Genomic DNA, 13,277 nt, shown 5'->3' with positions numbered 1-13,277 from the left:
CCGACACCCCCGCCACCGCCCATCCCACCGCTGCCGCCATTGGTGCCATTTGTGCCATCCGCGCCGGCAATGGTGGCGTCCGCTCCATCAGCGCCCTTGCCGCCGGCACCGCCCGCGCCTCCGTCGCCGCCGTTGCCGCCCACACCACCGAGGCCCAGGATCCAGCTGCCGTTACCGCCGATACCCCCGGCACCGCCGAGCCCGCCGTCGTCTCCGCCGCCGCCATCCTGGCCCGGGCCGATATCTTTTCCGTCTTTGCCCTTTTTCCCGTCCTTGCCGTCGCCACCCTGGCCACCGGCACCGCCGTTGCCCCACAGGGCAAATCGCGAGGCGTCGCCGCCGTTCCCGCCGGCGCCACCCGCACCTTTGTTGCCGGCCGCGTCGGTCCCTTTGCCACCTTTGCCGCCGGCGCCACCGTCACCGGCGAGGAGGCCTCCGCGCCCACCGTCGCCGCCTACCCCACCGGAACCGCCCTTGCCGCCCGCGCCGCCGGTCCCGAGAAGAACTGCCGCGCCACCGTTGCCTCCCGCACCCTCGGTATCACCACCCTTGCCACCCACACCGCCGTCGCCGTACAACAGACCGCCCTGGCCACCTTGGCCTCCCGCGGCCACTCCGTGTCCCGCACCACCAGCACCACCGGTGCCGACCAGCCCGGCGTTGCCGCCATCGCCGCCGGCACAGTTCGATGAGCAGTCGGTGGGCGCATCGCCGCCAGCACCCGCGGTGCCCCCGAAAAGCCCTGCGCTCCCGCCACTCCCACCGTTCCACCCGTTACCGCCTGATCCGAGAAGCAGACCAGCGGTCCCGCCGTTGCATGCCGCCGTCCCGGTGCAACGATCAGCGTTGTAGCTGTAGCCATTGCCGATCAAAATGCCGCCATTGGGATGCTCAGCGGTGCCGTTGGAGATGAGCGCGGAGAGCACACCGCCCGGGGTCCACGTCGTGATCGCAGACTTGGACGCGGGGCGCACAGTCGGCACTGACGGCTTCGGCGTCTTCGGGCTGGACTTGCCGATCGAACTTGAATGTTGCGTCCCCGACGACCCAGTATCTGCCTGTGCCGGAGCTGAATTCACAAGCGCCGCACCAAAGGACAATGCCAGGACGCCCGCGCCGAGCCAAGCGTAGGGCTGAAGGCGCCGCCGGGTTATGCCACCTGCGGTCACGGGATCAGGCCCAGCGTGCCGTCGGCCATGTTGTAGACGACATTGTTCTGGACGAACAGCGCGATCCCGCTGTTGAGGTAGTAGACCTCCTTGTCCGAAGTGCCGTTCTGGACCCCCACCACGCCGTTGCTGGCGTGTTGTTTGTCGTCGTTGGTGGTCAAGTTAAGGAAGCTCACCGATGATCCGCTGGTGGTGGTGCCCGTCAACGAGAAGTTCAGGCCGCTGTCGAGCACATGGCCGTCGGTGATGCCCGCGTAGGTGATGGCATCGGACTGTGAGCTCCGATCCGTGTTGTGCAGCGTCGTGTCGGCACCCGTATCGGGTGTGATCCCGACTTCGCTGTTCGAAATCAACGTATCTGCACCAACGGTGATATTGATCGCGGCGAGGAACAGCTGGGGCGCGAAGTAGCGAGTGCCGCTGTGGGGGTTGGTGGCACCACCCGGGGCGGATGGATCAGGCACCATCGCGAAGTACTGGCCGGCCGGGTCCTCGGTGTCGGCGTCGGTCAGGCCGATCTGGAGCCATGACTGCCCGCCGGCGTCGACATCGATGCGGTAGCCGGCCGTCAGGCCCTTGGCGAAGGTCAATTCGTTGAGCACGTTGGAGATCCCGTTCGCCTCGTAGCTCGGGGCTGCGCCGAAATCACCGTAGAACTGGCCGTCGACGGGCGCAGTGCCATCGACGGGCCCGTCCGCGTTCCAGAGCGTGTCTTTGCCGTCGGTGATGCTGTTCATCTGACCGACCTCGACCCGGCCGGTGGTCAGCAGGGCGGTGGTGCTGGCCGCCGACGAGTAGAACGACACCGTGGTGGTCGCCTCAACACCTCCGTAATTCAGCCCGCTGTCGAACGACTTACTGATGGGGGCACCGGTAGTGACGCCGGATGTCCCCCACCACGGTGAGGCGGTCGGGTCATTGGACGCATAGGCGGCGTGGAAACCGGCTGCCCCGGTGTCGAACTCGAAGAACTGCGGGATCGGGTTCCCGGAACCCAGCGTGGCCCAGATTCCGAGCCGTTGGACGGTCGTCCCTGAACAGCTCCCGTCGGTCACGGTGCCGAAGCAGACGTTGACGAGCGTGAGCGGAACCATGATGGGCGCGGTGACCACGCCGACGGTGGCCGGGAACAGCGTGCGGCGAACTGCCCACACCGCTCCCTGAAGCGCGTCGGTGATCGGGTTGGCGGGAAAGCCGGCCAGGAAGTTGGCTGCGCTCTCCAGGAACAGTTGGAGGCCGACGCCGATCGGCGACGTGGCGAGCGTGGCCGGAGCTGTAATGGTTGCCGCTGTCGCACGCGCAACCGGAAGGCTCAGCTGTCGGCCGCTCTGCGCGGCGGAGAGCGCGGATACCGCCGCGGTGCGGGCTTTTGACACTTCTAGGGCGCGCACCGTCGGAGACAGGACAGCTCGATCGCTTTGCTTCGGCTGCAGGGAGTGAACCGCGTTGGCATGGCCCCGCCCCGAACCCGCCGAACCCGCCGAGGCCGATCCGCCGGTGCCGTCATCGGCGATGGCGGTTCCCGGCGCCGCGACCAACGCGAGCCCGATGCCCGCCGCCGCGGCGGACATCTGCAGCCAACGAACCACGGGCACGCTACGCCGGCGAATCTGTCGGCCTCTACTTTTCCTGCCGTGCTTTGTACGCGACATGTATCCTCAACCCGCCGTACACCCTGGCCCACGCCAATTTCAGCCCAGTTCTAGCACGCGCGAGCTTTGCTCGCGGCTATCTCAGCGGCAGTTTCAGCGAGAATTCAGCGACCCGTTCACGATCGCGCGGAAGGAGCTCGGCTCACACAGCGACGTCGAGGCGGGCCATCCCCCGCAGCGTGACGTGCGGCTTGTAGACCGGTTCCCCGGCCAGCCGGGCATTCGGAAAGCGTTTGGTCACCGCGGATAACGCCACCATGGCCTCCATCCGCGCCAGCGGGGCGCCAAGGCAGAAGTGTGGACCATGCCCGAACGCCAGGTGACGGATCTGGCCGCGGGTCGGGTCGAAGACATCGGGCCGTTCGGTGGTCGCGGGATCGCGGTGCGCGGCAGCCAGCAGCAGCATCATGATGTCGCCCTTCGGGATTCGCAGGTCCCCGATCGTCATGTCCGCGCCGGCGACCCGACTGGCCAACTGCACGGGCGGGTCGTAGCGCAGCGTCTCCTCGATGATGGCGGGTGCCAGGCCGGGATCAGCGCTCAGCGCCGTCCAGTGCTCGTGGTTGCGCAGCATGGCCAGGATGCCGTTGGCAATCAGGTTCACCGTCGTCTCGTGGCCGGCGATCAGTAGCAGATTGCAGGTGGCGACGATCTCGTCTTCGGTCAGCTGGTCACCGGATTCCTCGACGGAGATCAGGGCCGACATCAGATCGTCGGCCGGCTGCGCGCGCCTGCGCTCGAGCAGCTCGCGCAGATACCCCCGCAGCCACAGCCCGGCCCGCATTCGTTCCTCCAGACCCTGCGTTTCGCCGGTAAAGGTGACGAAAGGGTCCAGTCCTTGGGCCAGAACCGTTGATGCCGAACTGAATTGAGGCTCGTCTTCGATCGGCACGCCCAGCAACCGGCAGATCACCGCCACCGGCAGCGGGTGGGCCAAACTCTCGATGACGTCGAACTGGCCGGTCTCGGGAATGTTGTCCAGCAGACCGTCGACCAAGCCGCTGATGTCGGGCTCCAGCGCCTTGACCACCTTGGGTGAGAACGCCTTGCTGACCAGCTTGCGCAGCCGGGTGTGGTCCGGCGGGTCGAGAAACAGGAAGCCGGGAGGCCCGAAGGGTCTGACTGCTTCCCCGGCAGCGACGGCCTGCTGGGCCGAAGTCGACTTCATCCGGTCGCTGCACGAGTCGGGGTGGCGCAGCACCTCGTCGCACTCGGTGAAGCCGGACAGCACGTGCAATGTGGATTCGGGCATCTGCATCGGGCCGCTGTCGAGAATCTGCCGGTACACCGGGTACGGGTTGGCCCGGCTCGCGGGATCGAGCAGTTTCAACAGCAGCTCTTGCGGCTCCGCTGGAGCAGTCATCTCCCTATTGTGCACGCGTCGAAGAGCCGTAGTAGTTGCCGAGGACGTGCTCGCGCAGTTCGTCGAACTCGCCGGCGACGATCGCGGCGCGGATCTGATCGACCAGGCGGATGACGAACCGCTCGTTGTGGATCGTGCACAACGTCGCGGACAGGATCTCCTTGGCCTTGAACAGATGGTGCAGGTAGGCCCGGGTGTAGTGGCCGCAGGTATAGCAGTCGCAGTCGGCGTCGATCGGGGTGAAGTCACGGCGGTAACGCGCGCCGGTGATATTGAACCGGCCCGCCGGGGAGTACACCGCCGCATTGCGCGCCACCCGCGACGGCGATACGCAGTCGAACGTGTCGGCTCCGGCGGCGACGGCGGCGAACAGGTCGTCGGGCTCGCTGATCCCGAGCAGGTGGCGCGGTTTGTCGTCGGGCAGCTCGTCGGTGCACCAGCCGACGATCGTGGCCAGGTTCTGCTTCTCCAGCGCTCCCCCGATGCCGTACCCGTCGAAGCCGCGCCCCTCGGCGTCGACAATGCCCGCCAGGTCCCGCGACGCCTGGCGGCGCAGGTCCTCGTACTGCGCGCCCTGCACCACACCGAACAGCGCCTGCGCGGGCCGCTCCGGGCGCTCGGCGGTGAGCCGGCGGTGCTCGGTCAGGCAGCGCACCGCCCACGCCTGCGTGCGAGCCACCGATTCCTCTTGGTAGCCACGGGTATTCACCAACGTCGTCAGCTCGTCGAAGGCGAAGATGATGTCGGCGCCGATCTTGTGCTGTATCTGCATCGACACCTCGGGGGTGAACCGGTGCGTGGACCCGTCGAGATGCGAGATGAAGGTCACCCCGTCGTCGTCGACATGAGCCAGCCGCTGCTTGCCCTCGGCGATGACGTCGTCGGCCTGCACCCGGTTGGCGTCCATCGACAGCACCTTGCGGAATCCCGCACCCAACGAGAGCACCTGGAAGCCACCGCTATCGGTGAACGTCGGCCCCGGCCAGTTCATGAACACGCCCAGGCCCCCGGCCTCGTCGACGATGTCGGGGCCGGGCTGCAGATAGAGGTGGTAGGCATTGGCGAGCACCGCCTGCGCGCCGAGCTCACGCATCGTTTCGGGAAGGACAGCCTTGACCGAAGCCTTGGTGCCCACCGCGACGAACGCCGGGGTGTGGATGTCGCCGTGCGGGGTGCGGATCACCCCGGTGCGCCCACGACGGCCGGGCAGTTCGGCGTCGACGGTGAAGAAGGGCACGGACGTATCTAACCAGCGCTCTCGTCCAGGAACCGCACCATGTGACCGGCGAGCTCCACCGAACAGGGTCACGTGACGCAGATCGAGGATGCCCGGCGGCGACCACAACCGGAATCATCGTGCGGTACAAAAACGACCACGACGGTTCGCCGTGCAGCAGCAGAATCGGCTCGGCATGAGCGGGGCCGTCTTCGACCCGGGCAACCCGGAGACGACCACCCTCGCCGTCGTCGAGCTCGCAATAATGCGGCGAATAAGGAAAATTCGGGATTTCACTAAATCGCTCGTCCGGTGTGCGCGACGCCTGCATAGCGGTGAACACACCGATTTCGACTGCGCTGGCCGGGATTTGCCCGCTACCAGCGTAGATTTCTTCTAAATGGCTGGGCGGGAAATATTTCTCCCATTACTGCCACCAGCGACATTTCGCGACACATACTTCATTCGAAGATCCGTCAACGACGGATCACGTCTACCAAAGGAGACATCGGTGAAGCGTGGATTGGTGGTCACTGTAGCCGGCGCCGCAATCGTGGTGGCCGGCTTGGCCGGGTGTTCCAAGAGCAACAACAATTCGACGGCGTCATCGACGTCGACCGCGCAAGCTACGACTTCGGCATCCGCGTCAACCAGCGCAGCCGCCCCCAGCGCAACTTCAGGCGCCGGCAGTGCCAAGGTCACGATCGATGGCCAGCCGCAGAACATCCAGGGTCAGGTCGTCTGCGCGACCGCAGGCGGCAACCTCAACATCGCGATCGGTGAGGCGATGACTGGTATCGCCGCCGTGCTGTCAGCGGATGCCTCCACGGTGCAGTCCGTCGGGCTGGGCAACGTCAACGGCGTGACGCTCGGCTACACGGCCGGCGTGCCTGGTGGCGCCAACGCCACCGCCACCAAGGACGGCAACACTTACAAGATCAGCGGAACCGCAACGGGTGTGGACATGGCCAACCCGATGCAGCCGGTGACGAAGCCCTTCGAAATCCAGGTCACCTGCCCCTAGGTCGGGGGACAACTGGAGCGGCGGCGCCCTGAGGGGTCGCCGCCGCTTCTTGGTGTCGGACACGCCTTGCGGCTAGACCCCGACCGCCTCTTCGAGCCCGGTCAGCGAGTCTTCGAGGTGACCCAGCAGGCGCTGCAGATGCGGGATGCTGCGCCGGCAGCCCACCAACCCGAAATCGAGATTGTCGGCGTTGTTGGACAGCGTGATGTTGAGCGCCTGGCCGTCCAGCGCGATCGACAGGGGGTAATTGCCGTCGAGGCGCGCCCCGCGCCAGTACAGCGGCTCGCGAGCACCGGGCACGTTGGAGATCACGATGTTGAACGGCGGCTGAGCGGCGGCCGCAAGCGCGGGGATCAGGGTCAGCGCCAGAGGCGCGACGTTGAACGCCGAAAGCGCCAGCTGCTCAAGCCTGGGCAGCTGCGCGAACACTGCCTTGTTGCTGCTGATCGAGGCGTGGATGGTGGCCAGGCGGTCCGCCGGGTCCGTGAGGTCGGTGGCCAGGCTGCACAGGATGCTGCCGACCTGGTTGCCGCCACTGGACTGGTCATTCTCCGAGCGCAGATTGACCGGGACCATGGCGATCAACGGCCGGTCGGGCAGTGCGTCCTGCTCGAGGAGGTAGGCCCGCAGCGCGCCTGCGCACATCGCGAGGATCACGTCGTTGACGGTGACGCCGGATGCTTCCTTGATCGCGACGATGCGCTTGAGCGGCCAGGACTGCGCCGCGACACGGCGAGCTCCGCCGATGGCGACGTTGAACATCGTTTTGGGCGCGGCGAACGGCAGGGTCAGCTGCTGTTCCAAAAGGGCGGCGCGGACAACCGTGAGCGCCGAAGGGGCCAGACCCGCGATCGATCCGGCCACACTCCTCAGCTCCCCGAGCCGCGACAAGCTTCGACTTTCGTTGGGACGAGGACGCGGCCCGAGACTCCACGGCGCCCGCACTTCCGTGTCCTGCGGGTCCAGGGACAGCGAGCGGCGCATCAGCTTCATCGCCGAGACGCCGTCGAGCAGCGCGTGGTGCACCTTGGTGTAGACGGCGACACGGCCGTCATTGAGCCCCTCGACCAGGTGGGTTTCCCACAGCGGTCGGTGCCGGTCGAGCAGGGTGCCGTGCATCCGGGAGGTGAGCTCGAGTAGTTCGCGGATGCGGCCCGGCGCGGGAAGCGCCGAGCGACGCAGGTGGTACTCGAGGTCGATGTCCCGGTCGAAAGACCAGGTGAGATTTGCGATGCCGCCGAGCAGTTCACCGGGATGCTTTTGGAACGTCGGCTGCACGTCAGTGTGCGCCAGCATCTCAGCGTAGATATCGGCCAAGAATTCCGGGCCGGCCCCCTCGGGCAACTCAAACAGTTGCAGACCGCCGACATGCATGGGGTGCTCGCGGGATTCGGCAAGCAGGAACATCGAGTCGGCCGGTGAAATGAGCTCCATCGATGTCCTCCGAGTTGGTTCTACCCCGTGTGCCCATTACACCGGTTCGTCACACAACCCGAATCCTGGCGCAGGAATATGCGCCCCGGGAAGATCAGTGGCTACCGCCGCCGCCCCCACCACCTGGATGGGAGTTGAAGCCAGGCTCGGCCACCTCGGCCTCGGTGAGTTGGTCGCTGGTGTCCGGAATGACCGTCGGCGAGCAGTTCAAGGAGAAGCTGTCCTCGGTATCGGAGCTCGAGCACTCGGCCGCCAGCCGCGGCGCGGGGCTCCCGGCACCGGCGAAAAAGGCGACCGCCGGGGCCGCCGCGATCACTAATCCGATTGCGGCATAAAGCAACTGTCGACTACGACTCGACGCGTTCGTCATGTTCACATACCCCCAAGCGGTCTTCACCGACGTCTGGCCGGCAGCACGACGTCTCTAAAACGCCAGCGTAGGTCAGCTTGCTGGGAATGGCGACGCGAGCTTGCCGATTCACAGCAGCACCGCAGACGCCAAACCTGGCGAGGACGTTAGAGGCCCCAGAAGTAGATGCCCAACAAGAGCCCGAAGAGCACCACCAGCCACCCACCGGTGGTCGCCCGCAGCCACATCGGGGCGCACCGCACCTCCATGAAGTGCCAGATGACCATCTGCGTCTTCACCGCGGCGATCGCAAGGACGACGACGGTGACCGTCGTGTTGACCAGATGCGCCGCACCGCCGTCACGCGCGGTCAACCACGACACGATCGTGACGGCAGTGAGCAACGCCCACACGATTGTCAGAGGGTTGCGCAGATAGGTCGTCAACGCCGTCACCTCATCAAGTAGAGCAATGCGAAAAGGACAAGCCACAACACGTCGACCATGTGCCAATACGTGGCGCCGGTCTCTGCCAACGCGATATTTGCCGCGGAGGTGCGCAGATTGCGAATGACAAAGCTGATGATCACCAGGCCCAGCAGGACATGACAGAGGTGCAGGCCCGTCATCACGAAGTAGAACATGAAGAACAGATTGGTTCCCGGCGTCACGCCCCCGAGAATCTCGGGCACGTATTCGAACAATTTGAAGACCGGGAAGGCCGCACCGAAAGCCAGTCCCACACCGAACAATCGGACGGCCTCCGCCGATTTTCCCGCCCGTGCCGCCGAGGTGCCCAACGCAACGAACAACGAGCTGGTGATCAGCACGATCGTATTGATCGCGCCGATATCGAGATTCAGGCGCGCCTGGCTGTGCAGGAACAGGGCGTGGTCTTGCCCGCGATAGAACATGTAGGCCACGAAATAGGCGCCGAAGATCAGCAAGTCACCAATGACGAAGAACCACATGCTCGGCGCCCCGGGCAGGCGCCGGGCAACGGGAGCCACGGCCGTCATGCGGTCGCCTTCGGGCGCACATCAGACGCGCTCGGCAGCTGATGCAGCCACGCGTTCTCCAGCTCGTCCTCGGGTTGATTCTTGATGGACCGGTAGATGCAGACATAGACGATGATCTGCCACGGCACGTAGAGCACCATCGCGAACCAGAACGTCATCAGGCCGTTCCAGGCGAACGGCCCCGATCTTGCGATCCAGACCGGCGCCGCCATCAGCTCGGTGACGTACTGCCAGATTGTGTAGTAGCCCAACCACTTTGGCAGGACGTTGTTCTGATCAAGAATGATGGCCAGTGCGAAGGACATCCACATGATGCAGAAGCAGCCCAGCGAGCCGATGTAGGCCAGATAGCCGAAGTCGTACAGCATCACCAAGATCGAGGGGCGATATCCCGGCCGAAACGCGCCGAGGCCGAAGCAGAACATCGGGAACAGCATGCCGACGATCGCACCGGTGATCGAGCCCACCATCAGGGCGTACCGGAACACGGGGCTGACCGACATCCGCTTGATCTGCATGAGGTACACCGCGTTTCCCACCGCGGCGAAGCCGAAGAACAGCGTCAGAATTGCGCATGCGATCAACAGGTTGTGGGACTGCATGAACGCGACGATCTGGGGTTCGGGAGCACTCGGCGAGCGGGGCGGCATCATCCAGCTCAGCGGGACGAACACCACGCCGAAGATGTTGAAGAACGCGGGAACCATCCAGAAGGCGATCCACTGATCGCGCTTCTTGCTCTTCACGCGAGAACCGCCCGGTCGCTGCCCTGCCGATTCACCGTGCGCAGCAGGACCAAGAACATCACCACGATGTAGCCCGCAAAGACGATGAGCCGCAACGTGAATGACACCGCACCGTTCCAGGCAAGTGGCCCGGATTTGTAGAGGACGGTGAAGGCGCTGGGGATCAGCAGCGCGGCGACCGCGATGTTGAAGTGGGCCACCCAGCGCGGGAAGATCGGGTCTGGACGCTCGTCGAGGTAGACGCTCAGCGCGAAGCACAGATTCTGCACGATGATGGTGCCAACCGGCGCGATGAAGAAGAACCAGGCCATGTCGTTGAGCAGACTGATCAGCTGCGGGTCGCGATCGGGCCGGTACGCGGCCACCCCCCAGCAGTAGTCGGCCAGGATGAACGCCGTCAGGCCGACACCGACGCAGATGATGTACGCGTAGGTGAAGACGCTGCTCGAGGTGGCGACGCGGGATATCTGGACGGCGGTGACGGCGAACAGCGGAACCAGTGTCGCGGCGATGAGATTGCAGAGAATCACGACGCCGAGGATGCCGGTGGTGTTGTCGTGGAAGAACGCCGCGACCTCTTCGGGGGTCATCGTCGGTGACAGCGGTGGCCAGAACACCGGAAACACCAGGTAGGCCAGGACGAACAGGGCCATCGCCGGTGGCGCCGTCCACAGCAGGATGCGCTGACCTCGGGTATTCATCGACACCGTCCTCGCCTCTCGGGTTCCCTAGGTCTAACACGCTCACTGACAGATGACAATGAAATCCCGGATTTACGAGGGCTTTATCGCTGGCGGGTTTTGATCTGGCAGATATATGTCAGCGAAACTGCGGGCGGACTGCATAATGAGCGGGTGCCAGACACCTCGACGGGACGCGAAGCCCAGCGCCGCCGGACGCGCGCCCGCGTGCTCGACGCCGCCATCGAGGAGTTCCAGCGGTCCGGGACGAGCTCGGCGGACATCAACGCCATCGTCGAAGCGGCCGGCGTCTCACGCAGTACCTTCTACTTCCACTTCCCGACCAAGGAACACGTTCTGCTGGAGTTGATTCGGCTCGACGAAGATCACCTCGCCGAAGAACTCAGTCGCTTCCTCGACACCCCGCACGACTTGCCCGCGGTGCTCGACACCCTGGTCAGTCTCGTCCTCGCACTTGAAAAGCAATGGGGCGCAGGGTTGTTCCGCGACGTCACCGGCATGCTGTTCTCATCGTCGCGGCCCGACGAACAGTGGACCCGGCACCCGACCTTCGTGCTCCTGGCCGCTGAGATCGAGCGCGCCCGCCATCGCGGCGAGCTGTACTCCGACGTCAACGCCTATCACAGCGCCGCGTTCTTCCTGACTGGCCTCTACGCGCTGCTGTCGACCAACCGTGAGTTGGGGCCCGCGCGCGACGAGGTGCTCGAGGCATTCGTCACGAGCACCCTGCGCAGCCTGCTGCCTACAGCGGGCAGAACTGCTTGATCCGCGGTTGATCAGGCCGCCGGGGCTATGCCGTTTCTCGAGATCGTGAAACCCCGACCGCCCGCTGCGGTGCAGGTGACACCGTTCTCCTCAGAAAGGCATGCGAACGGCCCCAGGGCGATCGTCTGGCCGTAGGCAAGCACGGGAGTCCCCTGCGCTGCATTGCCCAGACAACTCACCCCATTGCAGGACTGGAATGCGCCCGTATTGTCCATATGCACAGACTGGGGTGGTTCGTTCGTTTGGCAGTACGCCGAGTCCGGACCAACGCGACCGCCCGTATTGATTTCGCAGCTGATGTTGTGCGACGGGGAGTAGAACCCGCAGTACTGGCCTGCCGACGTACACATCGAATCGTCGGCCACGGCGCGCGGCATGTCGTTTATCAAGCCTGCGACCACAATGGCAATTGCTGCGGCAAGAACCGGCAGCCTCCGCATCCGCAAACGTTCCCCCACCATGCGTATTGTCATCGACCAATCCCCCTTCGACCAGAGTTACGAAACCCCCACGGCTACAACGCTAATACGCCGACGGATTGCAATGGGTGCAAAACCGTCAGTGACGCCCCGGAGACGATGCCCCGGCAACGGCCAAAGGCTTCAGGAGGCGCACGGGCGAATCCGTACAAAAGAACCCCCGTCGGATCTTTGCCCAGCGGGGGTCTTCATGGCGGTGGCGGAGGGATTTGAACCCTCGGACGGGGGTTACCCGTCACACGCTTTCGAGGCGTGCTCCTTAGGCCGCTCGGACACGCCACCGTCGAAGAGCTTACGTGTCGCGGCCGGGCTAACCCAAATCGCGCTGGCGGGCGAAAAACTCCTCCAGCAGCGCGGCGCATTCCTGCGCCAGCACTCCCCCGCGGACCTCCGGCCGGTGCGTCAGCCGCCGGTCTCGTACCACATCCCAAAGCGATCCTGCTGCACCGGTTTTCGGTTCCCACGCCCCGAACACCACCCGCGCCACGCGCGCCATCACCAGCGCACCGGCGCACATCGTGCACGGCTCCACGGTGACCGCCAGCGTCGTCCCCTCCAGCCGCCACCCGTCGCCGTACACCCGGGCCGCCGCCCGCAACGCCAGGATCTCGGCATGGGCCGTCGGGTCACCGAGCTGCTCACGGGCGTTGGCCGCACGGGCCAGTTCGGTGCCGTCTGGCGCGAACACCACCGCCCCGATCGGGACGTCGTCGGCGCCGGCTAACCCGGCAGCATCGATCGCCGCCTGAACGAACTCAGAATCGGACGTCACCGATCGAGTCGGTCGAGCACTGCTGCCAGCTCGTCGGCGAAGCCCATCTCCCGCGCGATCCGGCCGAGCTGTTCATCGGCGTACAGATCAGTCTCGTCGAGAATCACGCTCAGCACCGGCTCGGGCAGGCCGATGTCGGCCAGCACGCCCAGATCACCCTCTTCGAACGGGTCGGCGTCCTCGAGGTCCTCGGCGGAAATATCGGCGTCCAACGTCTCCAATGCCTCGGCGGCGATGTCGTAATCCAGCGCCGCAGTGGCATCCGAGAGGAGCAGCCGAGTGCCCGACGGGGCAGGGCGCACGATCAGGAAGAACTCGTCGTCGATGTCCAACAGGCCGAATACCGCACCGGCACTGCGTAACTCCCGCAATTCAGTCTCCGCGGCGCTCAAGCTGGTCAGCACCGTTTTACTCATGGGCGAGCAACGCCACTTGCCATCCTCGCGGACCACCGCCACCCCGAACCCATCCGGGTTGTCCGACCCGGGGTTGTTCTGGGCTCGCTGTGCCTCCATGGCCGCATACGCTAGTCGCTGATCAGGCCTTTTGACCAGGTACCTAGCGGCCGCGGCGCGTTGATGTGTCAACC

The 13,277-nt window shown here is 65.3% G+C and carries 15 protein-coding genes, 1 tRNA gene and 1 pseudogene; 3 read left to right on the top strand and 14 right to left on the bottom strand.

Annotated features, from left to right (window positions below):
- Positions 1–692 (top strand): hypothetical protein (locus tag CG716_RS31140; protein ID WP_420093207.1); only part of this gene is annotated, 692 nt, incomplete at its 5' end.
- A gap of 473 nt (positions 693–1,165) precedes the next feature.
- On the opposite strand, the gene CG716_RS19470 is transcribed toward CG716_RS31140, so the two are convergent.
- From CG716_RS19470 to CG716_RS30815, 4 genes and pseudogenes are all read right to left on the bottom strand, one after another.
- The gene (locus tag CG716_RS19470) at positions 1,166–2,764 is read right to left on the bottom strand and encodes a hypothetical protein (protein ID WP_133066979.1); all 1,599 of its coding nucleotides are present in this window, start codon (positions 2,762–2,764) and stop codon (positions 1,166–1,168) included.
- A 199-nt stretch (positions 2,765–2,963) separates the two neighbouring features.
- Complete coding sequence (locus tag CG716_RS19465) at positions 2,964–4,184, bottom strand: cytochrome P450 (RefSeq protein ID WP_094482579.1); 1,221 nt, start codon at positions 4,182–4,184, stop codon at positions 2,964–2,966.
- 4 nt (positions 4,185–4,188) lie between these two features.
- Entirely contained in the window at positions 4,189–5,421 is a 1,233-nt protein-coding gene (gene tgt / locus CG716_RS19460) for a tRNA guanosine(34) transglycosylase Tgt (protein ID WP_094482577.1), read from the bottom strand.
- An 88-nt stretch (positions 5,422–5,509) separates the two neighbouring features.
- Positions 5,510–5,731 (bottom strand): annotated as a pseudogene (locus tag CG716_RS30815) (haloalkane dehalogenase); the annotation flags it as partial.
- 180 nt (positions 5,732–5,911) lie between these two features.
- On the opposite strand from CG716_RS30815, the gene CG716_RS19450 reads away from it, so the two are divergent.
- Entirely contained in the window at positions 5,912–6,424 is a 513-nt protein-coding gene (locus CG716_RS19450) for a lipoprotein LpqH (RefSeq protein WP_094482575.1), read from the top strand.
- 72 nt (positions 6,425–6,496) lie between these two features.
- Here CG716_RS19450 and CG716_RS19445 read toward each other — a convergent pair whose 3' ends face one another.
- The 6 genes from CG716_RS19445 to CG716_RS19425 form a co-directional block, all read right to left on the bottom strand.
- Entirely contained in the window at positions 6,497–7,858 is a 1,362-nt protein-coding gene (locus tag CG716_RS19445; protein ID WP_094482573.1) for a WS/DGAT/MGAT family O-acyltransferase, read from the bottom strand.
- A gap of 94 nt (positions 7,859–7,952) precedes the next feature.
- On the bottom strand, positions 7,953–8,228 hold the full coding sequence (locus CG716_RS29915) for a hypothetical protein (RefSeq protein ID WP_133066978.1): 276 nt from the start codon (positions 8,226–8,228) through the stop codon (positions 7,953–7,955).
- A gap of 146 nt (positions 8,229–8,374) precedes the next feature.
- The gene (locus tag CG716_RS19440; RefSeq protein ID WP_094482614.1) at positions 8,375–8,653 is read right to left on the bottom strand and encodes a cytochrome C oxidase subunit IV family protein; all 279 of its coding nucleotides are present in this window, start codon (positions 8,651–8,653) and stop codon (positions 8,375–8,377) included.
- Between the two features lie 5 nt (positions 8,654–8,658).
- Positions 8,659–9,225: a cytochrome c oxidase subunit 3 gene (locus CG716_RS19435; protein ID WP_094482571.1), complete on the bottom strand. Its 567-nt coding sequence runs from the start codon at positions 9,223–9,225 to the stop codon at positions 8,659–8,661.
- Complete coding sequence (locus CG716_RS19430) at positions 9,222–9,932, bottom strand: hypothetical protein (protein WP_094482612.1); 711 nt, start codon at positions 9,930–9,932, stop codon at positions 9,222–9,224. The genes CG716_RS19435 and CG716_RS19430 overlap by 4 nt, the downstream gene beginning before the upstream one ends.
- 35 nt (positions 9,933–9,967) lie before the next feature.
- Positions 9,968–10,672: a hypothetical protein gene (locus CG716_RS19425; RefSeq protein WP_094482569.1), complete on the bottom strand. Its 705-nt coding sequence runs from the start codon at positions 10,670–10,672 to the stop codon at positions 9,968–9,970.
- 153 nt (positions 10,673–10,825) lie between these two features.
- Between CG716_RS19425 and CG716_RS19420 the strand changes: the two genes are divergently transcribed.
- Positions 10,826–11,437 carry a TetR/AcrR family transcriptional regulator gene (locus tag CG716_RS19420; protein WP_094482611.1) on the top strand — a complete coding sequence of 204 codons (612 nt, stop codon included), beginning with the start codon at positions 10,826–10,828 and terminating at the stop codon, positions 11,435–11,437.
- 11 nt (positions 11,438–11,448) lie between these two features.
- On the opposite strand, the gene CG716_RS19415 is transcribed toward CG716_RS19420, so the two are convergent.
- The 4 genes from CG716_RS19415 to CG716_RS19400 form a co-directional block, all read right to left on the bottom strand.
- Complete coding sequence (locus CG716_RS19415) at positions 11,449–11,910, bottom strand: hypothetical protein (protein ID WP_234817920.1); 462 nt, start codon at positions 11,908–11,910, stop codon at positions 11,449–11,451.
- 197 nt (positions 11,911–12,107) lie between these two features.
- Positions 12,108–12,198, bottom strand: a tRNA-Ser gene (locus CG716_RS19410).
- A gap of 28 nt (positions 12,199–12,226) precedes the next feature.
- The gene (locus tag CG716_RS19405; protein WP_094482567.1) at positions 12,227–12,688 is read right to left on the bottom strand and encodes a nucleoside deaminase; all 462 of its coding nucleotides are present in this window, start codon (positions 12,686–12,688) and stop codon (positions 12,227–12,229) included.
- Positions 12,685–13,203: a tRNA adenosine deaminase-associated protein gene (locus CG716_RS19400; protein WP_094482565.1), complete on the bottom strand. Its 519-nt coding sequence runs from the start codon at positions 13,201–13,203 to the stop codon at positions 12,685–12,687. The genes CG716_RS19405 and CG716_RS19400 overlap by 4 nt, the downstream gene beginning before the upstream one ends.
- Positions 13,204–13,277: the final 74 nt, after the last annotated feature.

It is taken from the genome of Mycolicibacterium sphagni, from assembly GCF_002250655.1.
GTDB classification, from domain to species: domain Bacteria; phylum Actinomycetota; class Actinomycetes; order Mycobacteriales; family Mycobacteriaceae; genus Mycobacterium; species Mycobacterium sphagni.
The sequence above is the reverse complement of the archived record's forward strand: the minus strand, read 5'-3'. Positions and strand labels throughout refer to the sequence as shown.